The sequence below is a fragment of the Pseudomonas oryzicola genome (assembly GCF_014269185.2).
GTDB lineage: Bacteria > Pseudomonadota > Gammaproteobacteria > Pseudomonadales > Pseudomonadaceae > Aquipseudomonas > Aquipseudomonas oryzicola.
Map to the genome: position 1 here is coordinate 1,317,065 of NZ_JABWRZ020000001.1, position 23,810 is coordinate 1,340,874.

Annotated in this window: 23 protein-coding genes; 15 read left to right on the forward strand and 8 right to left on the reverse strand. The window is 61.6% G+C overall.

What is annotated here, in order from left to right; translation table 11 throughout:
- The first annotated feature begins 104 nt into the window (after positions 1-104).
- Together HU760_RS06000 and HU760_RS06005 are read left to right on the forward strand one after the other, a co-directional pair.
- Positions 105-359 (forward strand): FAD assembly factor SdhE, encoded by a 255-nt coding sequence (locus tag HU760_RS06000; protein ID WP_170032071.1) that lies wholly within the window; start codon positions 105-107, stop codon positions 357-359.
- Positions 343-801 (forward strand): protein YgfX, encoded by a 459-nt coding sequence (locus HU760_RS06005; protein ID WP_186677610.1) that lies wholly within the window; start codon positions 343-345, stop codon positions 799-801. Before HU760_RS06000 ends, HU760_RS06005 begins: the two co-directional genes overlap by 17 nt.
- 53 nt (positions 802-854) lie before the next feature.
- Here HU760_RS06005 and nadB read toward each other — a convergent pair whose 3' ends face one another.
- A complete protein-coding gene (gene nadB / locus HU760_RS06010) occupies positions 855-2,459 on the reverse strand; it encodes an L-aspartate oxidase (RefSeq protein WP_186677612.1) in 1,605 nt (534 codons plus the stop codon).
- 433 nt (positions 2,460-2,892) lie between these two features.
- On the opposite strand from nadB, the gene rpoE reads away from it, so the two are divergent.
- The 4 genes from rpoE (at position 2,893) to HU760_RS06030 (ending at position 6,692) form a co-directional block, all read left to right on the forward strand.
- Entirely contained in the window at positions 2,893-3,474 is a 582-nt protein-coding gene (gene rpoE, locus HU760_RS06015) for an RNA polymerase sigma factor RpoE/AlgU (RefSeq protein ID WP_003252049.1), read from the forward strand.
- A 31-nt stretch (positions 3,475-3,505) separates the two neighbouring features.
- Positions 3,506-4,096 carry an RseA family anti-sigma factor gene (locus HU760_RS06020; protein WP_186677615.1) on the forward strand — a complete coding sequence of 197 codons (591 nt, stop codon included), beginning with the start codon at positions 3,506-3,508 and terminating at the stop codon, positions 4,094-4,096.
- A gap of 12 nt (positions 4,097-4,108) precedes the next feature.
- Complete coding sequence (locus tag HU760_RS06025) at positions 4,109-5,071, forward strand: MucB/RseB C-terminal domain-containing protein (RefSeq protein ID WP_186677620.1); 963 nt, start codon at positions 4,109-4,111, stop codon at positions 5,069-5,071.
- Positions 5,072-5,291: 220 nt separating this feature from the next.
- Positions 5,292-6,692 (forward strand): DegQ family serine endoprotease, encoded by a 1,401-nt coding sequence (locus HU760_RS06030; RefSeq protein WP_437179853.1) that lies wholly within the window; start codon positions 5,292-5,294, stop codon positions 6,690-6,692.
- A 49-nt stretch (positions 6,693-6,741) separates the two neighbouring features.
- Here the strand turns inward: HU760_RS06030 and HU760_RS06035 are convergent, their stop codons facing one another.
- Positions 6,742-7,938, reverse strand: a complete 1,197-nt coding sequence (locus tag HU760_RS06035) for a delta-60 repeat domain-containing protein (RefSeq protein WP_186677622.1) — start codon at positions 7,936-7,938, stop codon at positions 6,742-6,744.
- Between the two features lie 209 nt (positions 7,939-8,147).
- Between HU760_RS06035 and lepA the strand changes: the two genes are divergently transcribed.
- The 6 genes from lepA to pdxJ all read left to right on the forward strand — a co-directional run bounded on the left by lepA (position 8,148) and on the right by pdxJ (position 14,070).
- On the forward strand, positions 8,148-9,947 hold the full coding sequence (lepA, locus tag HU760_RS06040) for a translation elongation factor 4 (protein WP_025340425.1): 1,800 nt from the start codon (positions 8,148-8,150) through the stop codon (positions 9,945-9,947).
- A gap of 5 nt (positions 9,948-9,952) precedes the next feature.
- Positions 9,953-10,807: a signal peptidase I gene (gene lepB / locus HU760_RS06045; protein ID WP_186677625.1), complete on the forward strand. Its 855-nt coding sequence runs from the start codon at positions 9,953-9,955 to the stop codon at positions 10,805-10,807.
- 161 nt (positions 10,808-10,968) lie between these two features.
- The gene (gene rnc, locus HU760_RS06050; RefSeq protein WP_003258487.1) at positions 10,969-11,658 is read left to right on the forward strand and encodes a ribonuclease III; all 690 of its coding nucleotides are present in this window, start codon (positions 10,969-10,971) and stop codon (positions 11,656-11,658) included.
- Complete coding sequence (era, locus tag HU760_RS06055) at positions 11,651-12,553, forward strand: GTPase Era (protein ID WP_170032047.1); 903 nt, start codon at positions 11,651-11,653, stop codon at positions 12,551-12,553. The genes rnc and era overlap by 8 nt, the downstream gene beginning before the upstream one ends.
- 49 nt (positions 12,554-12,602) lie before the next feature.
- Positions 12,603-13,286 (forward strand): DNA repair protein RecO, encoded by a 684-nt coding sequence (gene recO / locus HU760_RS06060; RefSeq protein WP_186677627.1) that lies wholly within the window; start codon positions 12,603-12,605, stop codon positions 13,284-13,286.
- A gap of 61 nt (positions 13,287-13,347) precedes the next feature.
- Positions 13,348-14,070, forward strand: coding sequence for a pyridoxine 5'-phosphate synthase (gene pdxJ / locus HU760_RS06065; protein ID WP_189665547.1), 723 nt, complete (start codon positions 13,348-13,350; stop codon positions 14,068-14,070).
- 66 nt (positions 14,071-14,136) lie between these two features.
- Here the strand turns inward: pdxJ and HU760_RS06070 are convergent, their stop codons facing one another.
- Both HU760_RS06070 and HU760_RS06075 read right to left on the reverse strand, forming a co-directional pair.
- The gene (locus HU760_RS06070) at positions 14,137-15,519 is read right to left on the reverse strand and encodes a heavy metal sensor histidine kinase (protein ID WP_186677628.1); all 1,383 of its coding nucleotides are present in this window, start codon (positions 15,517-15,519) and stop codon (positions 14,137-14,139) included.
- Positions 15,516-16,190, reverse strand: coding sequence for a heavy metal response regulator transcription factor (locus tag HU760_RS06075; RefSeq protein ID WP_186677630.1), 675 nt, complete (start codon positions 16,188-16,190; stop codon positions 15,516-15,518). The genes HU760_RS06070 and HU760_RS06075 overlap by 4 nt, the downstream gene beginning before the upstream one ends.
- Positions 16,191-16,456: 266 nt before the next feature.
- Here HU760_RS06075 and HU760_RS06080 point away from each other — a divergent pair, with 266 nt between their 5' ends.
- Entirely contained in the window at positions 16,457-16,660 is a 204-nt protein-coding gene (locus tag HU760_RS06080) for a hypothetical protein (protein WP_186677632.1), read from the forward strand.
- Between the two features lie 67 nt (positions 16,661-16,727).
- Here the strand turns inward: HU760_RS06080 and cmoB are convergent, their stop codons facing one another.
- Together cmoB and cmoA are read right to left on the reverse strand one after the other, a co-directional pair.
- Entirely contained in the window at positions 16,728-17,684 is a 957-nt protein-coding gene (cmoB, locus tag HU760_RS06085) for a tRNA 5-methoxyuridine(34)/uridine 5-oxyacetic acid(34) synthase CmoB (protein ID WP_186677635.1), read from the reverse strand.
- Positions 17,681-18,424, reverse strand: a complete 744-nt coding sequence (cmoA, locus tag HU760_RS06090; protein ID WP_186677637.1) for a carboxy-S-adenosyl-L-methionine synthase CmoA — start codon at positions 18,422-18,424, stop codon at positions 17,681-17,683. The genes cmoB and cmoA overlap by 4 nt, the downstream gene beginning before the upstream one ends.
- Positions 18,425-18,635: 211 nt before the next feature.
- Between cmoA and HU760_RS06095 the strand changes: the two genes are divergently transcribed.
- Together HU760_RS06095 and HU760_RS06100 are read left to right on the forward strand one after the other, a co-directional pair.
- The gene (locus HU760_RS06095) at positions 18,636-19,826 is read left to right on the forward strand and encodes an alpha-xenorhabdolysin family binary toxin subunit A (RefSeq protein ID WP_186677645.1); all 1,191 of its coding nucleotides are present in this window, start codon (positions 18,636-18,638) and stop codon (positions 19,824-19,826) included.
- Between the two features lies 1 nt (position 19,827).
- Positions 19,828-20,763: an alpha-xenorhabdolysin family binary toxin subunit B gene (locus HU760_RS06100; RefSeq protein WP_186677661.1), complete on the forward strand. Its 936-nt coding sequence runs from the start codon at positions 19,828-19,830 to the stop codon at positions 20,761-20,763.
- Positions 20,764-20,766: 3 nt separating this feature from the next.
- Here the strand turns inward: HU760_RS06100 and HU760_RS06105 are convergent, their stop codons facing one another.
- Positions 20,767-21,159: a protease inhibitor I42 family protein gene (locus HU760_RS06105; RefSeq protein ID WP_186677664.1), complete on the reverse strand. Its 393-nt coding sequence runs from the start codon at positions 21,157-21,159 to the stop codon at positions 20,767-20,769.
- Positions 21,160-21,268: 109 nt separating this feature from the next.
- The gene (lon, locus tag HU760_RS06110; RefSeq protein WP_186677666.1) at positions 21,269-23,689 is read right to left on the reverse strand and encodes an endopeptidase La; all 2,421 of its coding nucleotides are present in this window, start codon (positions 23,687-23,689) and stop codon (positions 21,269-21,271) included.
- Positions 23,690-23,810 lie beyond the last annotated feature (121 nt).

Below are 23,810 nucleotides of genomic sequence, written 5' to 3' on the forward strand. Positions count from 1 at the left end.
CCATCATAGAACGCCGGTAACAAAATAGGTAGGTGACTAGACCAACGCCCGGTGTCGCTTCGCTCGCCTGGCTGTATACTGGCGGGCCATTCGAGGAGGGCCCCATGGTCGAACAAACTGAACTCAACCGGCTTTTCTGGCACAGCCGCCGTGGCATGCTGGAGCTGGACGTCCTGCTGGTACCTTTCACCCAGGAAGTCTATCCCACGCTCAACCAGGCCGACCGCGAACTCTACGTGCGTCTGCTGAGCTGCGAAGATCAGGACATGTTCGGCTGGTTCATGGAGCGCACCGAGTCCGAAGACCCGGAGCTGCAGCGCATGGTCCGCATCATCCTGGACCGTGTCCAGCCCAAGTGAGTGTTTCGAGTGCCGCTGGCAAGGCTCGTGCCTGCTGCTGACGGCCTACCTGGGTTGCCAGGTGCTGGCGTGGCTCGCCATATGGGCGAGCCCGCTGTCCGGGTGGCAGGCCCTTGCCGTTGCCGCCGCCTGTATCGCCCACGCTGGCTGGGCCATTCCCCGACGTATTCTGCTGACCCATGAGCATGCCGTGACTGGCCTGCGCCGTGATGCGCGCGGCTGGTACGTGTTCAGCCGTGCCCTCGGCTGGCAGCCGGTGCGCTTGTGCCGCGACAGCGTGGCGTTGCCGGCGCTGGTAGTGTTGCGTTTCGAGCGGGCGGGGCGTTGGCTGGGGCAGAGCCAGTGTGTGCCGGGGGATGCGCTGGGGGCTGATGAGCACCGGCGCTTGCGGGTGCGGTTGAAGTTCAGCCGGCGCCGCTGGGCTGAAGTGAGCCGGGCATAGATTCGGGTTGCCTTCTTGGCGCGGGCAAGCCCGCGAAGAAGGCGATGCCGATCTCAGAGCGGGCTGAGGATGGTGTCCCTGGCCTCGGCCAGCATCCCCGGGTAGTCCAGCGTGTAATGCAGCCCGCGGCTTTCCTTGCGCTGCATGGCCGAGAGGATCATCAGCTCGGCCACCTGCGCCAGGTTGCGCAGTTCGATCAGGTCGCGGCTGACCTTGTAGTTGCTGTAGAACTCATCGATTTCGTCCAGCAGCAGGCGAATGCGGTGCTGGGCCCTCTGCAGGCGCTTGCTGGTGCGCACGATGCCGACGTAGTCCCACATGAAGCGCCGCAGCTCATCCCAGTTGTGCGCGATGATCACGTCTTCGTCCGAGTCGGTGACCTGGCTGGCGTCCCAGCCGGGCAGGGCCTTGGGCATGACCACTTCGTCCAGGCACGCCTGGATGTCGGCTGCGGCAGCGCGGCCATAGACGAAGCATTCCAGCAGCGAGTTGCTGGCCATGCGGTTGGCGCCATGCAGGCCGGTGAAGCTGGTTTCGCCGATGGCATACAGCCCCGGCACATCGGTGTGGCCGCGGTCGTCCACCATCACCCCGCCACAGGTATAGTGCGCCGCCGGTACCACCGGGATCGGCTGGCGGGTGATGTCGATGCCAAAGGCCAGGCAACGCTCATAGACGGTGGGGAAGTGGCTCTTGATGAAGTCGGCCGGCTTGTGGGTAATGTCCAGGTACACGCAGTCCACACCCAGGCGCTTCATCTCATGGTCGATGGCACGAGCCACGATGTCACGCGGGGCCAGCTCTTCGCGCGGATCGAAGCGTGGCATGAAGCGCTCGCCATTGGGCAGGCGCAGCAGGGCGCCTTCGCCGCGCAGGGCTTCGGTGATAAGGAAACTCTTGGCTTGCGGGTGGTACAGGCAGGTTGGGTGAAACTGGTTGAATTCCAGGTTCGCCACCCGGCAACCGGCGCGCCAGGCCATGGCGATGCCGTCGCCGCAGGCGCCATCGGGGTTGCTGGTATACAAGTAGACCTTGGCTGCGCCGCCGGTGGCCAGCACGGTGAAGCGTGCGCCGAAGGTGTCCACTTCGCCCGTGTTGCGGTCGAGCACGTAGGCACCCAGGCAGCGCTCGCCAGGCAGGCCAAGGCGCCGTTCGGTGATCAGGTCGATCGCCACGCGCTGCTCCAGCAACTGGATGTTCGGGCGCAGGCGGGCCTGGGCCAGCAGCGTGGTGAAGATAGCGGCACCGGTGGCGTCGGCAGCATGGATGATGCGCCGGTGGCTATGGCCGCCTTCGCGGGTCAGGTGGAATTCGAAGCCACCATCGTCGACGCTGTAGTGCTCATCGCGGGTAAAAGGCACGCCTTGCTCGATCAGCCACTCGATGGCTTCACGGCTGTGCTCGACGGTAAAGCGCACCGCCTCTTCATGGCACAGGCCACCGCCGGCGTTGAGGGTGTCCTCGACATGCGACTGTACGGTATCGCTATTGTCCAGCACTGCTGCGACGCCGCCCTGGGCCCAGAAGGTCGAGCCGTTGGCCAGGTCGCCCTTGCTGAGCACGGCGACGCGCAGGTGGCTGGGCAGGTTCAGTGCCAGGCTGAGACCGGCGGCACCGCTGCCGATCACCAGGACATCATGTTGGAATTGTTGGCTCATGTCGGGACACTAGTATTCTTCGGAAGGGGCGCGGCACAATAGTCGCGCGCCGATGGCATTGTGAAACTATCGTTAAGGCTGGCCGGGCTGCCTTTATAGCAGCCCCGGGTGGCCAATTTCCATGCCACTTGCCTGATGGCGACAACCTTGTGGGAACTTTCCGATAACGCCGGAAATCCTATGAAGGCTGCCCGTACGCCACAATTTACCGCGGCGACGCAGGGCGGCAGGCCTGTCCAGGCTGACCCTGCGTACTCGAAACCTGATTATCGACGTAGCCGGCCGTGACCGTGCAGCGTCTTTCGTGCAAGCCGACCAAGGGCTGCAGGAAACTTGCTTGGAGGGGAGAACTTTTGCGCAAAGCCCGAGTCTATGGTTGCAAGCCTGATCGATGGCTGCTGCAACGCTCCTTCGAGTCCACTGAGGAGTGTTCATGCTAACCCAGGAAGAGGATCAGCAGCTTGTCGAGCGTGTTCAGCGCGGCGACAGGCGAGCGTTCGATCTGTTGGTGCTGAAATATCAGCACAAGATTCTCGGGTTGATCGTGCGGTTCGTTCACGATACCCACGAAGCCCAGGATGTAGCACAGGAAGCCTTCATCAAGGCCTACCGTGCGCTTGGCAATTTCCGCGGCGACAGCGCGTTCTATACGTGGCTTTACCGCATCGCCATCAACACGGCGAAGAACTACCTGGTGTCCCGTGGAAGACGGCCACCAGACAGCGATGTGAGCTCCGAGGATGCGGAGTTTTACGACGGCGATCATGGTCTCAAGGATCTCGAGTCCCCAGAGCGCTCGTTGTTGCGGGATGAAATCGAAGGCACCGTCCATCGCACCATCCAGCAACTGCCGGAAGACCTGCGTACGGCCCTGACGCTGCGCGAGTTCGATGGATTGAGTTACGAAGACATTGCCAGTGTCATGCAATGTCCGGTGGGTACCGTGCGCTCTCGAATCTTCCGCGCTCGGGAGGCCATAGACAAAGCCCTGCAACCTTTGCTGCAGGAAACCTGAGACAGCGGCGACAGCCAAGAGAGGAACCGCCATGAGTCGTGAAGCTTTGCAGGAATCGCTGTCCGCGGTAATGGATAACGAAGCGGACGAGCTTGAACTGCGTCGGGTATTGAATGCCGTTGACGATGCTGAAACCCGTGCCACCTGGTCGCGTTACCAGGTTGCCCGTGCAGCGATGCACAACGAGCTGCTGCTGCCGAAACTGGATATCGCAGCGGCGGTTTCTGCGGCACTGGCTGACGAAGCCGTGCCGACCAAGGTCAAGAAGGGCCCATGGCGCAGCATTGGCCGCCTGGCGGTAGCTGCCTCGGTCACCGTCGCGGTGCTGGCCGGTGTACGCATGTACAACCAGGACGAGATCACTGGCGCCGAGCTTGCAGCCCAGCAGCCAGCCCAGCAAGGCGTGACCGTGCCCCAGGCACAGGGCCCGGCCGTTTTGGCAGGCTATAGTGAGAGCAGTGAGCAACCGACCGGGCCGATGGCCAACGGCGTGCTGCAGAACCAGGCCGGCTGGGACCAGCGTCTGCCAGGCTATCTGCGCCAGCATGCTCAGGAATCCGCGCTCAAGGGCACTGAAACCGCATTGCCGTATGCCCGCGCCGCCAGCCTGGAAAACCGTTAAGTAAGGAGGATCATGCGCGCGCTACCTCTCCTGTCGCTGCTGATTGGCAGCTGCATGACGGTGCCAGCATTGGCAGCCAACTCATCGCCCGAGGCGGGCGAGTGGTTGAACAAGCTGGCACAGGCCGAGCAAAAGCAGAGCTACCAGGGCTCTTTTGTCTACGAACGTAACGGCAGCTTCTCCTCCCACGAGATCTGGCACAAGGTCGAAGACGGCAAGGTCAGCGAGCGGCTCCTGCAGCTCGATGGCGCCGCCCAGGAAATCGTGCGCGTGGATGGCAAGGTAGAGTGCGTCAGCGGGGTTTTGGCCAGCGGTGTGACGCCCCCTGCGAACGCCACTCAGCGTGTGCTGGATCCACTGAAACTGATGGGTTGGTACGATTTGAGCGTAGCGGGCAAGTCGCGGGTCGCCGGGCGTGATGCCGTGATCGTGACGCTCAGCCCGCGTGACCAGCACCGCTATGCCTTCGAAATGCATCTGGACCGCGCTACCGGGCTACCGCTGCGCTCGTTGATGATCAACGACAAGGGGCAGTTGCTCGAACGTTTCCAGATGACCCGTCTCGATACCACAGTGCCCAGCGACCAGGACTTGCGCGCCAGTGCCGCCTGCAAGCCCGTGCAGCAGGTGGCTGCTGCCGGCAATGACAAGGTCGCCGGCTGGCGTTCGGACTGGTTGCCGCCAGGGTTCGAACTGGTCAACAGTTCGGTGCGCCGCGATCCGAAGCAGGGCGGTGTGGTCAGCAGCCTGATGTATGACGATGGCCTGACGCGCTTCTCGGTGTTTCTGGAACCGGTAAGCGATGATGGCGGGACCGACATGCGCACCCAGCTTGGCCCGACGTCGGCGGTATCGCGGCGCCTGAACACGCCCAAGGGCAAGGTGATGGTCACCGTGGTCGGCGAAATTCCGCTGGGGACTGCGGAGCGCGTGGCGCTGTCCATGCGCCCCCAGGACGCCCAGGCGCGCCAGTGACTGCGCGCCTTGCCGGGCAGGCATGCCGGCTGTGCCAAGGCGAGCGGACAGGCGCCTGAAATGAAATTAAAGCATTGTCATTTGCAATCCTTCGGCAAATTTTCTATAGGTCAGGCTTCTTGGAGCCTGGCCTTTCCTGCTTTGGGCAGGGCCTTTCTAAACTACCGCTCGTTGTGACGGGAGCCGTATGTCAATACCACGCTTGAAATCCTATCTATCGATGTTCGCCGCCGTGCTGATGCTCGGCCAGGTGCTCACCGCCCAGGCCGAGGAAGCCCTGCCGGACTTCACTACCCTGGTCGAGCAGGCCTCGCCAGCCGTGGTCAACATCAGTACCAAGCAGAAACTGCCGGACCGCCGTATGGCTGCTGGGGAGATGCCCGACCTGGAAGGCCTGCCGCCGATGTTCCGCGAGTTCTTCGAGCGCAACATGCCGCAGCAGCCTCGCTCGCCACGCGGTGACCGCCAGCGCGAGGCACAGTCGCTGGGTTCGGGCTTCATCATTTCCAGCGATGGCTACGTGCTGACCAACAACCACGTGGTGGCCGATGCCGACGAGATCATCGTCCGCCTGTCGGACCGCAGCGAGCTGCAGGCCAAGCTGGTCGGCACCGACCCGCGCACCGACGTGGCCCTGCTCAAGGTCGAAGGCAAGAACCTGCCGACGGTGAAACTGGGTGACTCCGAGAAGCTGAAGGTGGGTGAATGGGTGCTGGCCATCGGTTCGCCGTTCGGCTTCGACCACTCGGTGACCAAAGGCATCGTCAGTGCCAAGGGCCGGACCCTGCCCAACGACACCTATGTGCCGTTCATCCAGACCGACGTGGCCATCAACCCGGGTAATTCCGGCGGCCCGCTGTTCAACATGAACGGCGAGGTGGTGGGCATCAACTCGCAGATCTTCACCCGTTCCGGCGGTTTCATGGGGCTGTCGTTCGCCATCCCGATCGATGTGGCGATCGATGTCTCCAACCAGCTGAAGAAAGACGGCAAGGTCAGCCGTGGCTGGCTGGGTGTAGTGATCCAGGAGGTCAACAAGGACCTGGCTGAGTCCTTCGGCCTGGACAAACCGGCCGGCGCCCTGGTGGCCCAGGTGCTGGAAAACGGCCCGGCAGCCAAGGGCGGCTTGCAGGTCGGTGACGTGATCCTGAGCATGAACGGCCAGCCGATCATCATGTCGGCAGACCTGCCGCACCTGGTGGGCAGCCTCAAGGATGGCGAAAAGGCCAAGCTGGAGATCATCCGCAACGGCAAGCGCCAGACCCTCGATGTCAGTGTCGGTGCGTTGCCGGATGACGATGCCGACATCGCTACCGGTGCCGAAGGCAGCGCTGAGCGCAGCAGCAACCGCCTGGGCGTATCGGTGGCCGACCTGACCGCCGAGCAGAAGAAATCCCTGGAGCTCAAAGGCGGTGTGGTGATCAAGGAGGTCCAGGACGGTCCGGCTGCAATGATTGGCCTGCGTCCAGGTGACATCATCAGCCACCTGAACAACCAGGCCATTGGCTCGGCCAAGGAATTCACCGAAATTGCCAAGGAATTGCCGAAGAACCGTTCGGTGTCGATGCGTGTGCTGCGTCAGGGGCGCGCGAGCTTCATTACCTTCAAGCTGGCTGAATAAACGGCTCGTCGTTTCAGTAAGAACCCGGCGCATGATGCGCCGGGTTCTTTTATGTGTTCAGGAAACTGAATACCATGCCTGTCGGTCCGGTCGGGCCAGTAGCGTTTACGGCCAGCAGCGTATCGTTCAAGCGCCAGAGGGATTCAATCCGGTCTGTAGCGGTCAAGATCACTGCCAGTTTGAAAGAGTCATCCACGTTACCGTCGGCGTTGAAGCGCCTGGCGTAAACCGTATCAGTTGCTGAACGGCCAAATGCCAGCAACTTTCCCTCTGGCTGAACAACGGCCGAATACCAGCCATCGTCATTGCCTTCATCGAAGCTCATCAACAGTGGTTCGCCTTGGTTGAAGCTCGGGTCGGTTGCTCCTTGGGCAGTGAATTGCCAGATCAGTGCTCGTTTCGCCTCGCCTGTGGCATCGTCTGATTGGCCAAGCACGGTCAATTGCCCCGATGGTCGGACCACCAGCCCGTAGCTCCAGGTATTGTTCTGGTTTGCTTTGAACACGTGAAACCCGGCCTGGTTGCCGAACTGCGTATCGAGTGTGCCGTCCGGATGGAAGCGCGCCAAGAAGCCTGCGTAGCTGCCGTCTGGTTTTTTCAGCGAGCCGCAGGCGAGGATGGCCTTGCCACTGACGGCCAGGGCGGCAATTCTGACTTCATCCGTTGCGAATTTGACCTGGATGTATTGTTTGCCGCCGAAGCCGGGATTGCCGTGGGCATCCAGCTTGTAGACGCGGGGCAGCCCGACGTCGAAATTGGCGGAAACCAGGACGTGATCGTCGTGCAGGGCCAGGCGGGATTGTTGCCTCAGAGGCGAAGCACCTTTTTCGACTTCCAGTGTGTGCTCGGCGGGCGAGGCTTGGCCGTCGCGATCGAATTTTGCCAACAACAGCCGTCCGGGAGTGAAAGGGTCCGGTTGCGCGTGTCCCAGAAGCCAGATTGCATCGCTATCGCTGGGCGAGCTGGTGATGTCTTCGCAACTGGAAAGTGCACCAGCGGAAAACTGGCCTGCAACCGCTCCATCTTTTCCGAACGTCAGATCAGGCTTTCCGTCCGCACCGAAGCGCGCCATGGCGTAGTTTTCTCGCGGGGCCAGGAATGCCCGTGCTCCTACCAGAATTTTGGATCCCTGGAGTGTCATGCCGGTGCTGTGCCTGTCGGTCCAGCCATTGAAGGAAGGGAGTTCTGCGATGCCTTCGGTGCCAAACCCAGGATTCAATGCGCCTGCTTGATGTGCCTGTTCCACTGGATAGCCCTCATCTTGTCTGGGCATCCATTCTAGGAATGGCATGTCAACGAGCTCTACTGATAGAACTGATAGGTCGGTGTCGCGGCAGAAGACCATGCGCGCCGTTTGGTCGGTCAGTGGTCGTGGCGGCCTGCTGCGGCTTAAGGTACAATTCCCGGCTATTTTTCGGCGGGCGTCCGGCTCGCAGCCTTTTCGAGTGTTGACCCGTGAGTGATTTGAGTCATATCCGCAATTTCTCCATCATCGCCCACATCGACCATGGCAAGTCGACGCTGGCCGACCGTTTCATCCAGATGTGCGGTGGCCTGTCGGCGCGCGAAATGGAAGCTCAGGTGCTCGATTCCATGGACCTGGAGCGCGAGCGCGGTATCACCATCAAGGCCCACAGCGTCACGCTCAACTACAAGGCGCAGGACGGCAAGGTCTACCAGCTGAACTTCATCGATACCCCCGGCCACGTCGACTTCACCTATGAAGTCTCGCGTTCGCTGGCGGCGTGTGAAGGTGCACTGCTGGTGGTTGACGCCGGCCAGGGCGTCGAAGCCCAGTCCGTGGCCAACTGCTACACCGCCATCGAGCAGGGCCTGGAAGTCATGCCGGTACTGAACAAGATGGACCTGCCCCAGGCCGACCCGGACCGCGTCAAGGACGAGATCGAGAAGATCATCGGCATCGATGCCACCGATGCCGTGGCGTGCAGTGCCAAGAGCGGCATGGGCGTGGACGAGGTGCTCGAACGCCTGGTGCAGACCATCCCCGCGCCGGAAGGCGATATCGAGGCGCCGCTGCAGGCGCTGATCATCGACTCCTGGTTCGACAACTACCTGGGCGTAGTCTCGCTGGTGCGCGTGCGTCATGGCCGCGTCAAGAAAGGCGACAAGATCCTGGTCAAGTCCACCGGCAAGGTGCACCTGGTCGACAGCGTGGGTGTGTTCACCCCGAAACATACCCAGACCGCCGACCTGAAGGCCGGTGAAGTGGGCTTCATCATTGCCAGCATCAAGGACATTCACGGTGCCCCGGTTGGTGACACCCTGACCTTGTCCTCCACCCCTGAAGTGGAAGTGCTGCCAGGCTTCAAGAAGATCCAGCCGCAGGTCTACGCCGGGCTGTTCCCGGTCAGCTCCGACGACTTCGAGGACTTCCGCGATGCTCTGCAGAAGCTGACCCTGAACGACTCGTCGCTGCAATACATGCCGGAAAGCTCCGATGCACTGGGCTTCGGTTTCCGTTGCGGCTTCCTCGGCATGCTGCACATGGAGATTATCCAGGAGCGCCTCGAGCGCGAATACGACCTGGACCTGATCACCACCGCGCCAAGCGTGATCTACGAGCTTGAACTGAAAACCGGCGAGACCATCACTGTCGACAACCCGTCGAAGCTGCCGGACGTCTCGGCTGTCGCCGATTTCCGCGAGCCGATCGTCACCGCGACCATCCTGGTGCCGCAGGAGCACCTGGGCAACGTCATCACCCTGTGCATCGAGAAGCGTGGCGTGCAGCGTGACATGCAGTTCCTCGGCAGCCAGGTGCAGGTGCGCTACGACTTGCCGATGAACGAGGTGGTGCTGGACTTCTTCGATCGCCTCAAGTCCACCAGCCGCGGCTATGCTTCGCTGGACTATCATTTCGATCGCTACCAGTCGGCCAACCTGGTCAAGCTGGACGTGCTGATCAACGGCGACAAGGTCGATGCCCTGGCCCTGATCGTGCACCGCGACAACGCGGCCTACAAAGGCCGAGCGTTGACCGAAAAGATGAAGGAACTGATCCCTCGGCAGATGTTCGACGTGGCGATCCAGGCAGCTATCGGCGGCCAGATCATCGCGCGTACAACCGTCAAGGCACTCAGAAAGAACGTACTGGCCAAGTGCTACGGTGGTGACGTCAGCCGTAAGAAGAAGCTGCTGGAGAAGCAGAAGGCCGGTAAGAAACGCATGAAACAGGTGGGCAACGTGGAGATTCCACAGGAAGCCTTCCTCGCCGTGCTCAGGTTGGATAGCTAGGTCCTATGTCGCTAAATTTCCCGCTGTTGCTAGTCATCGCCGTCTTCGTCTGCGGCCTGCTGGGCTTGATCGACCTGCTGTTCCTGGCCCCGCGCCGGCGTGCGGCAATCGCCAACTACCAGGGCAGCGTCAGCCAGCCCGAAATGGCGGTGGTCGAGCGCCTTGGCAAGGAGCCGTTGCTGGTCGAATACGGCAAGTCCTTCTTCCCGGTGCTGTTCATCGTGCTGGTGCTACGTTCGTTCCTGGTCGAGCCGTTCCAGATTCCTTCGGGGTCGATGAAGCCAACCCTGGAAGTGGGCGACTTCATCCTGGTGAACAAGTTTTCGTACGGCATCCGTCTGCCGGTGATCGACAAGAAGGTCATCGAGGTGGGCGACCCGCAACGCGGTGATGTGATGGTGTTCCGCTACCCGAGCGACCCGAACGTCAACTACATCAAGCGTGTGGTCGGCCTGCCGGGCGACCAGATCCGCTATACCAACGACAAGCGGTTGTTCGTCAACGGCCAGCCAATTGCCGAACAACTGGTAGGCACCGAGCCGGGCACCCTGGGCAGCGCCGAGTTGTACAAGGAAAAGCTCGGCGAGGTCGAACACCTGATCCGCAAGGAAATGAGCCGTTACCGCATGCCGCCGGACCAGCAATGGACCGTGCCGGCGGGCCATTACTTCATGATGGGCGACAACCGCGACAACTCCAACGACAGCCGTTACTGGGATGACCCGAACATTCCCAAGGAACTGCACGGCATGGTTCCGGACCGGAACATCGTCGGCAAGGCTTTCGCAGTATGGATGAGCTGGCCAGAGCCCAAGCTCAGCCACATGCCCAACCTGTCGCGGGTCGGTCTGATCCATTGATACCCATCGGCGCTGGCCAGCAGGCAGCGCCGAATGCATTTCTGACATAGGCTGTGTTCTCAAGGATCGGGAGATTCGCCGTACGTCGCGGCGGACCACAGCCAAACAGTCTTTCAGGATGTTGATTTGAACAACGCGTTGAACAACGAACGGGTGGCTGCATGAGTGCTCCCCTTGCCCGTCTGGAGCGAAAGCTCGGTTATACCTTCAAGAACCAGGACCAGATGCTCCTGGCGCTGACTCATCGCAGCTACGCCGGGCGCAACAACGAGCGCCTGGAGTTCCTCGGTGATGCCATTCTCAACTTCGTCGCCGGCGAGGCGCTGTTCGAGCGCTTCCCGCAGGCCCGCGAAGGCCAGTTGTCGCGCTTGCGCGCGCGCCTGGTCAAGGGCGAAACCCTGGCCCGCCTGGCCCGTGGTTTCGACCTGGGTGACCACCTGCGCCTGGGGTCTGGCGAACTCAAGAGTGGTGGCTTCCGCCGTGAGTCGATCCTGGCCGATGCCCTGGAGGCGCTGATTGGTGCCATCTACCTGGATGCGGACATGGAAACGGCGCGGGAACGCGTACTGGCCTGGCTGGCCGACGAGTTCGAAGGCCTGACCCTGGTCGACACCAACAAGGATCCGAAAACCCGCTTGCAGGAGTTTCTGCAGTCGCGCAGCTGCGAGCTGCCGCGCTACGAAGTGGTGGATATCCAGGGCGAACCGCACTGCCGGACCTTCTTCGTCGAATGCGAAGTGGTGCTGCTGAACAACAAGAGCCGCGGCCAGGGCGTGAGCCGGCGTATTGCCGAGCAAGTCGCCGCCGCGTCTGCACTGATCGCCCTGGGCGTGGAGAATGGCAATGACTGATAGCAACCCGACCCGCTGCGGCTATGTAGCCATTGTCGGCCGCCCCAACGTCGGCAAGTCGACTCTGCTTAACCACATCCTGGGGCAGAAGCTGGCGATCACTTCGCGCAAGCCGCAGACCACCCGCCACAACATGCTCGGTATCAAGACCGAGGGTGATGTGCAGGCGATCTATGTCGATACACCTGGCATGCACAAGGCCAACGACAAGGCCCTGAACCGCTACATGAACCGCAACGCCTCGGCGGCCCTGAAGGACGTCGACGTGGTGATTTTCGTGGTCGACCGCACCCGCTGGACCGACGAAGACCAGCTGGTGCTGGAGCGCGTGCAGTACGTGACCGGCCCGGTCATCCTGGCGGTCAACAAGACCGACCGCATGGACGAGAAGGCCGAGCTGATACCGCACCTGCAGTGGTTGCAGACGCAACTGCCGAATGCCGAGATCGTGCCGATTTCCGCACAGCAGGGGCACAACCTGGAATCGCTCGAAGCACTGATCGCCAAGCACCTGCCGGAAAACGAACACTTCTTCCCGGAAGACCAGATCACCGACCGCAGCAGCCGCTTCCTGGCCGCCGAGCTGGTACGTGAGAAGATCATGCGCCAGCTGGGCGCGGAGCTGCCGTACCAGATCACCGTGGAGATCGAGGAATTCAAGCAGCAGGGTCATGTGCTGCACATCCACGCGTTGATCCTGGTCGAGCGTGACGGCCAGAAGAAGATCATCATTGGCGACAAGGGCGAGCGCATCAAGCGCATCGGCTCTGACGCGCGCAAGGACATGGAAGTGCTGTTCGACGCCAAGGTGATGCTCAACTTGTGGGTCAAGGTCAAGGGCGGCTGGTCCGACGACGAGCGCGCCTTGCGTTCGCTGGGCTACGGCGACCTCTAAGCCTTGCACGGCCCCCAGCAGGAGCGGCCCACGGGGCGAGTGATCTTTCATGGAACAACCTGTCGGCCAGCCAGCCTACGTACTGCACAGCCGTGCCTACAAGGAAACCAGCGCGCTGGTGGATTTCTTCACCCCGCAGGGCCGCATGCGCGCTGTGTTGCGCCGGGCGCGCGGCAAGGGCGGCAGCCTGGTGCGGCCGTTCGTGCCGCTGGAGCTGGAACTGCGCGGGCGCGGTGAGCTGAAAAATGTCGGGCGAATGGACAGCGCCGGCATCGCCGCCTGGTTGCACGGCGACGCCTTGTTCAGCGGCTTGTACCTCAACGAGCTGCTGATGCGCCTGCTGCCCGCCGAAGCGCCTTACCCGGCATTGTTCGAGCACTACAGCCTGACCCTGCAAGCCTTGGCCGCCGGTCGTCCGCTGGAACCGCTGCTACGTGCTTTCGAATGGCGGCTGCTTGACGAGCTCGGTTATGCGTTCTCGTTGCAGCATGATGTCAATGACCAGCCGATCGCGGCTGATGGCCTGTACCGCTTGCGCGTGGATGCCGGCCTGGAGCGAGTTGAACTGGCTCAACCCGGGCTGTTCCGCGGTATCGAGCTGTTGGCCCTGGCCGAGGCCGACTGGGATGCCCCCGGAGCCTTGCTGGCTGCCAAGCGCCTGATGCGCCAGGCGTTGGCGGTTCACCTGGGAACAAAGCCATTGGTCAGCCGGGAACTGTTTCGCAAGCGTTGATCACGACGTATGCTGTGGGGCTCAATCTTCAGGAGAGCCTTTCGTGACTCACAGCAACCGCATGCTTCTCGGCGTAAACATCGACCACGTGGCGACCCTGCGCCAGGCCCGGGGCACGCGTTACCCTGATCCGGTCAAGGCTGCCCTGGATGCCGAAGAGGCGGGCGCCGATGGCATCACCGTGCACCTGCGTGAAGACCGCCGGCATATCCAGGAGCGTGACGTGCTGCTGCTCAAGGATGTGTTGCAGACCCGCATGAATTTCGAGATGGGCGTCACCGAAGAGATGATGGCCTTTGCCGAGAAGATTCGCCCGGCGCATATCTGCCTGGTACCCGAGACCCGTCAGGAGTTGACGACTGAAGGTGGCCTGGACGTGGCTGGCCAGGAGGCACGGATCAAGGCGGCGGTGGAGCGCCTGGCGCGTACCGGTGCTGAAGTGTCGCTGTTCATCGATGCCGACGAGCGGCAGATCGAGGCCTCGCGCCGAGTGGGAGCGCCAGCCATCGAACTGCACACCGGGCGTTACGCCGACGCCCAGACCCCGACCGAAGTGGCCGAAGAGCTCAAGCGTATTGTCGATGGCGTGGCGTTTGGCGTGGGCCAGGGGTTGATCGTCAACGCCGGCCACGGGCTGCATTACCACAATGTCGAGGCAGTGGCGGCAATCAAGGGTATCAATGAACTCAACATCGGCCATGCGCTGGTGGCGCACGCCCTGTTCGTTGGGTTCAAGGCTGCGGTCGCCGAGATGAAGGCGCTGATCGTCGCGGCTTCGCGCTGATCCTTCGGTAGCTTGTAGCGGCCTCTTCGCCGGCAAGTCCGCGAAGAGGCCGCTACAGGCAGCTGATTATTCGGCAGGAAACACCAGGGTAAAGCGGGTAGGCCCCAAGGGGCTGCTGCTGACCTCGACCCGCCCGCCATGCAGCTGCATGATCGACTTCACGATCGCCAGCCCCAACCCTGTCCCGCCTTCCAGCCGCGAGCGCCCCGAGCCAACCCGGTAAAACCGCTCGAACAGGCGCGGCAGGTGTTCTGCGGTAATGCCAGGCCCCTGGTTCTCCACTGACAGCCGAACTTCACTATCCAGCCGCTCGATGCGCAGTTCCACGGACGTGCCATCAGGGCAATGGCGAATGGCATTGCTCAACAGGTTCGACAATGTCCGTTGAAACATCAACCGATCCGCCATCGCCGTGCCCCAGCCCTGGACGCGCAATTCAACCTCTTTCAACTCGGCGCTGAAGGCGAACAGTTCGACCACCCGCGCAGTTTCGTCGGCCAGGGCCATGGGCTTGAGCGGAACCTGGGCCTGGGGCTCGCTGACCTGGGCGAGAAACAGCATGTCGTTGATGATGCGGTTGAGCCGGGTCAGCTCTTCAATGCTGTCTTCCAGCACTTCGCGGTAATTGGCGTTGTCCCGTTCACGCGCCAGGGTCACTTGCGCCTTGCCCATCAGGTTGCCTATCGGGGTGCGCAGTTCATGGGCCAGGTCGTCGGAAAATTGCGACAGCTGGCGCACACCCTGATCGAGGCGATCGAGCATCACGTTGATGCTGCCGGCCAGCTCCGCCAGTTCCAGCGGCAGGCCGCTGGCAGGCAGGCGATGTTGCAGGTCCTGGGCCGACACTTGCCCGGCAATGCGCCGGAAGTGTCGCAGCGGCTTCAGGCCACGCTGCATGAGCCACCAGGCACCCGCGCCGATCAGCAACAACAGCAGCGGCAACGCGAACAAGGTGGACTGCAGGTAGGCTTGCAGCAGGGCGTTATCGTCGGCACGGTTGAGCGTCATCATCACCTTGACCGGGGTGTCGTCACGCAGGCGCATCAGGCGAGTCACGGTGAGCAGCTGGTTGCCGTTGCTGTCGCGCCAGGTGTGGAAGGCCAGGCGGGTGCCGGTACCCAGCTCGCCGATGCGTGATTCCAGGGCCGGGCCGAGGCTCAGCAGGTGCGGGTGGCGCCCTTCGATGGCCAGTACGTTGAGGCTGAGGTTATCGTGCCCCATCACCAGGTCGAGCAGCGGATGGGCGCGCGCACCCAGGTCTTCGCTGCGCAGGTCGACGCGCAAATTGTGCTCGACCTGCAGCATCTTGCGCGCCAGGTCCTTGCGTGCGCGGTTGTCCAGTTCGTGATCCAGGGCGAATACGGCCAGGCAAGCCAGTAGCAACACCAGCGCGGCGCCCATCAGCGTCACGCTCAGGCCCAGGCGCAGTGACAGGCTGGCGTTGTTCAAAAGCGTGCCTCCAGCACGTAGCCGACACCCCGCAGCGTGTGGATCAGCTTGTTGTCGAACGGGTCGTCGATCTTGGCCCGCAGGCGTCGGATCGAGACCTCGACCACATTGGTGTCGCAGTCGAAGTTCATGTCCCATACCAATGAGATGATCTGGGTCCGCGAAAGCACCTCGCCGGTCTGGCGCATCAGCAGGTGCAGCAGGGCGAACTCCTTGGCGGTCAGGTCGATACGCTGGCCGGCGCGGTAGGCGCGGTGGCGACCGGGGTCCAGCTCCAGGTCGGCGACATGCAGGGTGCTGGGCTGCAGTTGCTGGTCGTTGCGGCGTAGCAGGCTGCGAATGCGCGCCAGCAGTTCAGGGAATTCGAAGGGTTTGAGCAGGTAGTCGTCAGCGCCCAGGTCCAGGCCCTTGACCCGGTCTGCCAGGCGGCCATGAGCCGTGAGCATCATGATGCGCGTGGCCGATTCGGCACGCAGCCGCTGCAACACGGTCCAGCCATCGAGTTCGGGCAGGTTGACGTCGAGGATGACCAGGTCGTAAGGCTGCTGGCGGGCCAGGTGCAGGCCGTCAGTGCCGGTGTGGGCGCAATCGACGATGTAGCCGTTCTCGCGCAGGCCCTGTTGCAGATAGTCGGCGGTACGCAGTTCGTCCTCGATGATCAATAGGCGCATGAGCGGGCTCAGTGTAATGAAAGGGGCAATTTTCGACCCTGTAGTGACATCAGGGTCAAGGGGGCTGGATGTTACGGCATGAGGAAGGACGCACGGCGCAGATAACGGATTTGTAATGCTGGTGTTATCTGACTGTCTGTTCCGGCGATAGGCCGGAACAGGCGAAACAAGGCCACATTGCAAGACTGTAATCTCAGCCTCACCTTGCCGTTAGCTACCCCTCGCTACGATGGCCCTGTCTGATCGGTTATCACGAGGCAAACACGATGAACCTGACCAAATACCTGCTGTTGGCCATCCTTGCCCTGGGCAGTGCGAGCGTATATGCCGAAGGCGGTGCGGAGCGCTCCATGCAGTTCTGGCAAGCGTTTCGCGAGGACCAGCAGCGCCTGCACGGTGACAAGCAGCAAGCTGTTGCCGAGCGCGAGCGCAAAGTGCAGGAGAAGGCCCGCGAGCTGGCCAAGGACTGAAACAACGTTACCCACGACGTGAAAGCTCCCCGTCGCAAGTGTATTCAGGCGCCAACCAGGCGCCTTTTTATTTACGCGCCAGCAGGGTGGCGCGGCGAGGGGCTGGCAGCCCTTCGATGGTCTTGCTGTGGTCATTCGGGTCGAGGAAGTCGCCGAGTGACTGATAGCGCATCCACTCGGTGCTGCGCTGTTCCTTGACGCTGGTCACGCTGACATCGACGCAACGGACATCGTTGAAGCCGGCGCGGCGCAGCCAACGCTCCAAAGCTGGTACCGACGGCAGGAACCAGACGTTGCGCATCTGTGCGTAGCGGTCTTCCGGTACCAGCACCTGGTTCTCGTCGCCCTCGATCACCAAGGTTTCCAGCACCAGTTCACCACCCTTGACCAGGCAATCCTTCAGCGCCAGCAGGTGCTCGATGGGCGAGCGACGGTGGTAGAACACCCCCATCGAGAACACTGTGTCGAAGCCTTCAAGGTTGGCCGGCAGGTCTTCCAGGGCGAACGGCAGGTGCCAGGCGGGCAACTCGGGCAGGTATTGCTGTACGGCCTGGAACTGGCAGAAGAACAACCAGTTGGGGTCGACGCCAATGACCAGGTCGGCGCCCGCACCGAGCATGCGCCACTGGTAGTAGCCATTGCCGCAGCCCACATCGAGCACACGCTTGCCCTGGAGGTCCAGGTGTGGGCCGACTCGGGACCATTTCCAGTCGGAACGCCATTCGGTATCGACATGCACGCCGAACAGATCGAACGGCCCCTTGCGCCAGGGCGACAGGCCCATCAGCGCCTGGCGCATCTGCGCGCGGGTCGCGTCGTCGCACTCGCAGTCCAGGCGCAGCCCATTGACCAGGTCGATTTCGCTTGGCTGCAAGGTGGGCAAGGCGTCGAGCGCACCGCGCCAGCGGTCGAGGTCGCCATGGCCCTTCTCCAGCTTGGCTTCCAGTTGTGCCTGCAGGCCTTGCGACCACGAAGCCAGGGGCGTGCCCGCCAGGCGGCGGACGAGGGGGGACAGATCGATCATGGCAGGGCTATCAACGAGGCGAAGTTAAGGCACTGGAACCAGGGCACGACTTTCGAGAAGCCGGCGGCGCGCAGACGTTGTTGATGGGCTTCGAGGGTGTCGGGGCGCATCACGTTTTCAATGGCGCTGCGCTTCTGGGCGATTTCCAGTTCGCTGTAGCCGTTGGCCCGTTTGAAGTCCAAATGCAGTTCATTGAGCAGTTCCTGCTCGTGTTCGTCGGCGAAGCGCAGCTTCTCCGAGAGAATCAGCGCGCCGCCAGGCAGCAGCGCTTGGCGGATGCGGCCCAGCAGTTCCAGGCGCTGGTCGGGGGCGATGAACTGCAGGGTGAAGTTCATTGCCACCACCGAAGCGGGCTCGAACTGCAGGGCAAGAATATCGGCTTCCAGCACTTGCACCGGCAGCAGTTCCTGGAACATAGAGTCCTGGGCGGTGAGGTACTGGCGGCAGCGTTCGACCATGGCGGCGGAATTGTCCACTGCAATCACCCGGCAGCCGTCGCTGCGCACATGCCGCCGCAATGACTGGGTGACAGCACCCAGCGATGCGCCCAGGTCATACAGCGCGGTGTGCGGCTGGGCGAAGCGCGCAGCCAGCACGCCAAGGTTCTCGACAATGGTCGGGTAGCCCGGCACCGAGCGCTTGATCATGTCCGGGAACACCCGCACCACGTCTTCGTTGAAGACGAAGTCAGGCACTTGCTCCAGGGGCTGGGCGAAAAGGCGGTCGGGTTGTTTGCTCACGGCGGGCTCGATACAGGGTGAAACGGAGGCGCATTTTAGCCAAAGGCCGCGATTCTTGCTATGGCAGCGCTTCATGGGTAGCGCCTCCATGGCGGTTGCAGTGAACTTTCCCACAGCATCAGGTTATCTCGGCTAATTTCGGCGCTTCAATAAACTCCGACACTGGCGGGGCACCTGAAAATTGAGAACTCAACAGTGCCATGAGGACCCCATGAATATCGAAACTCAGATGGAACAACCTTCCATAGATGAAATGGATCTGGTAGCCAAAGTTAAAAATTTGCCGGAGCGCTATTTCCAGTTTCTTGAAAGCAGAGCGGGGGCTGGTCAGCAAGTCGGCAGCCTACTGACAGCGGAAAACCTGAAGGTCATAAAACGCTATGCCAATACCGTGAACCTGTTGCCGCGCACCCTGGATCAGGTCAGGGAGGAAGCGGATTACGAAACACTGGGGGTGGATGCCTCGATGGTATATACCCTTTACGAAGCGTTACACAGGCATGTGTATGAATGGGACAAGCTGGAGCGGAGCATCAAGCAGCTAGGGCCTGAAATCGAACTGTTTGCCGAGAGCCTGGTAGAGCGTGGCCATGCCCTGTTGGGAAATCTTGAACGCAGTGAAGTCTTCCTCGCATTGCGGAGCCGCAAGGATGAGCAGGGTGACGATTCTTATGCACTTGAACTTAGCCACGACGAGCAAGCGCAGATCGCCAGTATCGTGACGCCCGGCATCAGTGGCCTGGTCAGGGAAATCGAAGACACCCGGCGCCGAATTGAAGAGGTCGACCGGCGTGCCCACTGGTTCTACGCTGAAATCAAGCGTGAACTCAAGCCGCGCATGGGGCGGCTGTTGAAGCACTTCTCGGAGAAGATTTCCGATGACGTCCTGCTGGAAAAACGCCGGCAGATCGATTTATGGGATGAACAGATCGACCAGCTGCAAGGCGAATATGACGCGAATGTAGGCTATGCATTCACCGGCTTGGTGCTGGGGCCGCTCGGCCTGATCGTCACCGGTGGCGTGTTTGGCAGCAAGGCGGAAAAAATCCGGGCCGAAAAGAATGAACTGATCGACAAGCGCGAGGAACTGGCATCCCTCGTAGGCAAGATGGTTCCTGCATTCGAGGACTACGAGCGGGTCTCGACCTTGATCCGGGATTTGCAATTCAGATGCAAGGATTTGTCGTCAGCGACCAGGCGCCTGGCAGATGTCTGGTTGTTCCTGGCGTCCTATGCCAATAGTTCGGTGAACGAAGCCAAAGAACTGAACACGATCCACCAGCTTGATACGTTTGTTCATGATTTTGCTGAAGTTATCAAACCGTGGACCAAAATCGGCAATATTTGTCACCGGTTGTCGGCGCTGTTTGAAGAGCTGATTGAAGAGTGTGGAGAAGCCTGACATGGATGTTACCAATATTGATACGGTTACTCCGGATTTTATAAAAATGCAGAAGGCGCAGGACGAAATTTTCCAGCTGATAGACACCTGGGATATGAAAGTGCTCGCTGGTGCGCGTGAACAACTTGGCCTGCTTCGTACATTGATGTTGGCTGTCGAACGCTCTTTCAACGAATTCCTGATTGGTGCAATTGTATTACTGGATGACCGTGCCTTCGTTCCGAGGCGGCGAGACGCCGATGCCCATGACGGGCTTTCCAGCGTTCTGAGTCGCTTGTCCCAGCTTTACAAGGAGTTGACCAAGCAAAACCAGCGACTGGAGCTTTTCTCGTTATCCTCGTTCGAGGAGGCGCTACCCGCGTTGCAACGCCTGGCCACCAGCAAGCAGCAACAGGCAGTGATATTCAGCCAGCGGCTGGCAGAACTCCGGCAGCAGAAGGCAGACATCCTGCAAGCGATAGAGGTGTTCGATAGCCCCTCCATTGCCACTGTGCTGAAAGGTCAGATACCGAGCGAAGAGGAAATCGACCAGATAGCCGGTTTGATTTCGAACCCCAAGATCGACGCCGGGCTGATAAAGCTGGTGACACAGAAGCTTGCCAAGCACGCCGATGCGTTGCAGGGGGCGAAAACCTTCAGCGACCTGAGTGCAGCCCGGATCAGGCTCGATGCAAAAATCGAGGTAGCGCTCGCGGATCAGCAGCAAGCGCTGCACATGCAACAGGTTTCACAGATGGAACTGGAGGCCATGACGGCTTTGTGCGCCATCGAGCCGCGGCGTAATGAGTGGCTGGCGGAACTGCGCAAAGTCGAGCAGGAATGCGATGCTCAAACTTCGAAGCTAAGCGCGATCATGGACCTGGAGGTTGCCACGGGCGCGCTGCAAGAGCTCTGCGCGTATTTGAAATCGGTGCACATGGCTTACGATCGCAGCTGATCTTCAGCGGACAATGACCTTGCAATCAAAGCTCTGTACCGGGGCGACGTCTGCGGCCCATGGCTGTTGGTAGACCAATACCAGTTGGGCCTCTCCGGCACGGTTGGCCTGGTAGCGCCAGGTGGAGACACCGGCGCTGCCGACCACATCCTCTTCTTCTGGGGCGCTGTACACCTCCGGTCCGAGGCTGCGCAGCACGTTGGCGGCAGGGTTTTCGACGCGCCAGCGATAGCCGGTGGACGGGTTGCTGGGCAGAGTCAGGGTCAGGGTCTGGCCCACCTGCAGGCGCGTCGGGCACTCGCTTTCGGCGTCCAATTCGATGGGCTGCGTGGGTTGTTGGGCGCAGGCAGAAAGCAAGGCGAAGCTCAGGGGAACGAGCAGACGAGGGGCGGTCATGTTGGCTCCGGAGGCTGGCGATGGACCTGAGGATAACCGATGATCGAGGAGATTTGTGTTGCCTGCAGCGGCCTCTTCGCGGTTTTGCCCGCAAAGAGGCCGGAACAGCTCAGAACAGCACTTTTGCCACGTCGGCAAAGCGCTTGGCGAAATGCACTGTCAGGCCCTCACGCAGATAGTCTGGCAGCTCTTCGAAGTCGCCACGGTTAGGCTCCGGCAAGATCAGCTCGAAGATTTTCTGCCGCCGCGCTGCAATCACCTTCTCGCGCACACCGCCAATCGGCAGCACTTGTCCGGTCAGGGTCAGCTCGCCGGTCATGGCTACGCCTTTCTTCGGGGCCTGGTCACGGGCCAGCGACAGCAGGGCACTGGCCATGGTGATGCCGGCACTCGGACCGTCCTTGGGGGTAGCCCCTTCGGGCACGTGGAGATGGATGAACGCCTCGTTGAAGAAGCCAGGATCACCGCCAAACTGCTTGAGATTGGCGCTGACGTAGCTGTAGGCAATTTCGGCGGACTCTTTCATCACGTCACCCAGTTTACCGGTGAGCTTGAAACCGCGGTTGAGGGTGTGGATGCGGGTGGCCTCGATCGGCAGCGTGGCACCACCCATGCTGGTCCAGGCCAGGCCGGTGATCACGCCTTTGCCGGCCAGCACCTGCTCGCTGCGGAACACCGGCATACCGAGGGCGGCTTCCAGGTCCTTGGTGCCGATCTTCAGCCTGGCCTCAGGGTTTTCCAGCAGCTTGACCACCGCCTTGCGCACCAGCTTGCCCAGTTGCTTCTCCAGCTGGCGTACACCGGCTTCGCGGGCATAGCCTTCGATGACCGCGCGCAGGGCGCTGTCGCTGATGGCGAGGCTGGCCTTGGCCACGCCGGCCTTGTCCAGTTGCTTGGGCCACAGGTGACGCTTGGCAATCGCCAGCTTTTCCTCGGTGATATAGCCGGACAGGCGGATCACTTCCATGCGGTCGAGCAACGGTCCCGGAATCGAGTCGAGGGTATTGGCGGTGCACACGAACAGTACCTTGGACAGGTCCAGGCGCAGGTCGAGGTAGTGATCAAGGAAGTCGACGTTCTGCTCCGGGTCGAGGGTTTCCAGCAGCGCCGACGCTGGGTCGCCCTGATAGCTCTGGCCCATCTTGTCTATTTCGTCGAGCATGATGACCGGGTTCATCACTTCGACGTCTTTGAGCGCCTGCACCAGCTTGCCGGGCTGTGCACCGATATAGGTGCGGCGGTGGCCCTTGATCTCGGCCTCGTCGCGCATGCCGCCAACGCTGAAACGGTAGAACGGCCGGCCGAGTGATTCGGCGATGGACTTGCCGATACTGGTCTTGCCCACCCCGGGCGGGCCTACCAGCAGCACGATCGAGCCGCTGATTTCGCCTTTCCAGGCCCCTACGGCGAGGAATTCGAGAATACGTTCCTTGATGTCGTCGAGGCCGGCGTGGTGCTGGTCAAGGACTTTGCGCGCGTGCTTGAGGTCGAGCTTGTCCTTGCCGTATACGCCCCAGGGCAAGGCGGTAGCCCAGTCCAGATAATTGCGGGTGACGGCGTATTCGGGCGAGCCGGTTTCGAGGATGGCCAGCTTGCCCATTTCTTCGTCGATGCGCCTGCGTGCCTGGTCCGGCAGGGTCTTGCCTTCCAGGCGCTGTTCGAACTGCTCGAGGTCGGCGCTGCGGTCGTCCTTGGTCAGGCCCAGCTCCTGCTGGATGACCTTGAGTTGCTCCTTGAGGAAGAACTCGCGCTGGTGCTCGCCAATTTGCCTGTTGACCTCGGCCGAGATCTCGTTCTGCAGGCGCGCGACTTCGACCTCCTTGCGCAGCATCGGCAGGACCTTCTCCATGCGTTTGAGCATGGGCACGCAGTCGAGCACTTCCTGCAGCTGGCTGCCGGTGGCCGAGGTGAGGGCGGCGGCGAAATCGGTGAGCGGCGACGGGTCATTGGGGCTGAAGCGGTTGAGGTAGTTCTTCAGTTCTTCGCTGTACAGCGGGTTGAGCGGCAGCAGCTCCTTGATCGCATTGATCAGCGCCATGCCGTAGGCCTTGACCTCGTCGGTCGGCTCGGCCGGCTGGCGCGGGTATTCGACCTCGACCAGATAGGGCGGGCGGTGGTGCTTGAGCCAGGTGCGGATGCGGACCCGGCTCAAGCCCTGGGCGACGAACTGCAGCTTGCCGTTTTCGCGGCTGGCATGGTGCACCTTCACCAGCGTGCCGTATTCCGGCAGGGCCGAGGTGTCGAAGTGGCGGTGGTCTTCTGGCGGGGTGTCCATGAAGAACAGGGCCAGGCAATGGTCCGGCGACTTGGCCACCAGGTCCAGGGTTTCTGCCCAAGGCTCTTCATTGACGATGACCGGCAGTACCTGGGCCGGGAAGAACGGGCGATTGTGGATCGGGATCACGTAAACCTTGTCCGGCAGTTGCTGGCCGGGCAGGGCGAGGGCGTGGCCGGCTTCGGCCTGGTGGGTGGTGTGTTCGACTTCGCTGTGTTCGTCGGGATGTTCCGGGAAATCCTGCTGGTCGCTCATGGGGCACCTGCGTGAATGACTATGGTGCTTAGATGGGGCGGGGAGGGACGGGTTTCAATGGTAGACGAAGGGCGCGAGGGAGGGGTTTCATCTGGTGGGCATGCAGCGGCTGGGTAGGAGC

Excerpts from the sequence above, each read along its gene's own strand:
- HU760_RS06000 (WP_170032071.1), top strand. The coding sequence starts at position 105 with ATGGTCGAACAAACTGAACTCAACCGGCTTTTCTGGCACAGCCGCCGT.
- nadB (WP_186677612.1), bottom strand. The coding sequence starts at position 2,459 with ATGAGCCAACAATTCCAACATGATGTCCTGGTGATCGGCAGCGGTGCC.
- rpoE (WP_003252049.1), top strand. The coding sequence starts at position 2,893 with ATGCTAACCCAGGAAGAGGATCAGCAGCTTGTCGAGCGTGTTCAGCGC.
- HU760_RS06020 (WP_186677615.1), top strand. The coding sequence starts at position 3,506 with ATGAGTCGTGAAGCTTTGCAGGAATCGCTGTCCGCGGTAATGGATAAC.
- HU760_RS06025 (WP_186677620.1), top strand. The coding sequence starts at position 4,109 with ATGCGCGCGCTACCTCTCCTGTCGCTGCTGATTGGCAGCTGCATGACG.
- HU760_RS06030 (WP_437179853.1), top strand. The coding sequence starts at position 5,292 with ATGTTCGCCGCCGTGCTGATGCTCGGCCAGGTGCTCACCGCCCAGGCC.
- lepB (WP_186677625.1), top strand. The coding sequence starts at position 9,953 with ATGTCGCTAAATTTCCCGCTGTTGCTAGTCATCGCCGTCTTCGTCTGC.
- rnc (WP_003258487.1), top strand. The coding sequence starts at position 10,969 with ATGAGTGCTCCCCTTGCCCGTCTGGAGCGAAAGCTCGGTTATACCTTC.
- era (WP_170032047.1), top strand. The coding sequence starts at position 11,651 with ATGACTGATAGCAACCCGACCCGCTGCGGCTATGTAGCCATTGTCGGC.
- recO (WP_186677627.1), top strand. The coding sequence starts at position 12,603 with ATGGAACAACCTGTCGGCCAGCCAGCCTACGTACTGCACAGCCGTGCC.
- pdxJ (WP_189665547.1), top strand. The coding sequence starts at position 13,348 with ATGCTTCTCGGCGTAAACATCGACCACGTGGCGACCCTGCGCCAGGCC.
- HU760_RS06075 (WP_186677630.1), bottom strand. The coding sequence starts at position 16,190 with ATGCGCCTATTGATCATCGAGGACGAACTGCGTACCGCCGACTATCTG.
- HU760_RS06080 (WP_186677632.1), top strand. The coding sequence starts at position 16,457 with ATGAACCTGACCAAATACCTGCTGTTGGCCATCCTTGCCCTGGGCAGT.
- cmoB (WP_186677635.1), bottom strand. The coding sequence starts at position 17,684 with ATGATCGATCTGTCCCCCCTCGTCCGCCGCCTGGCGGGCACGCCCCTG.
- HU760_RS06095 (WP_186677645.1), top strand. The coding sequence starts at position 18,636 with ATGAATATCGAAACTCAGATGGAACAACCTTCCATAGATGAAATGGAT.
- HU760_RS06100 (WP_186677661.1), top strand. The coding sequence starts at position 19,828 with ATGGATGTTACCAATATTGATACGGTTACTCCGGATTTTATAAAAATG.
- HU760_RS06105 (WP_186677664.1), bottom strand. The coding sequence starts at position 21,159 with ATGACCGCCCCTCGTCTGCTCGTTCCCCTGAGCTTCGCCTTGCTTTCT.
- lon (WP_186677666.1), bottom strand. The coding sequence starts at position 23,689 with ATGAGCGACCAGCAGGATTTCCCGGAACATCCCGACGAACACAGCGAA.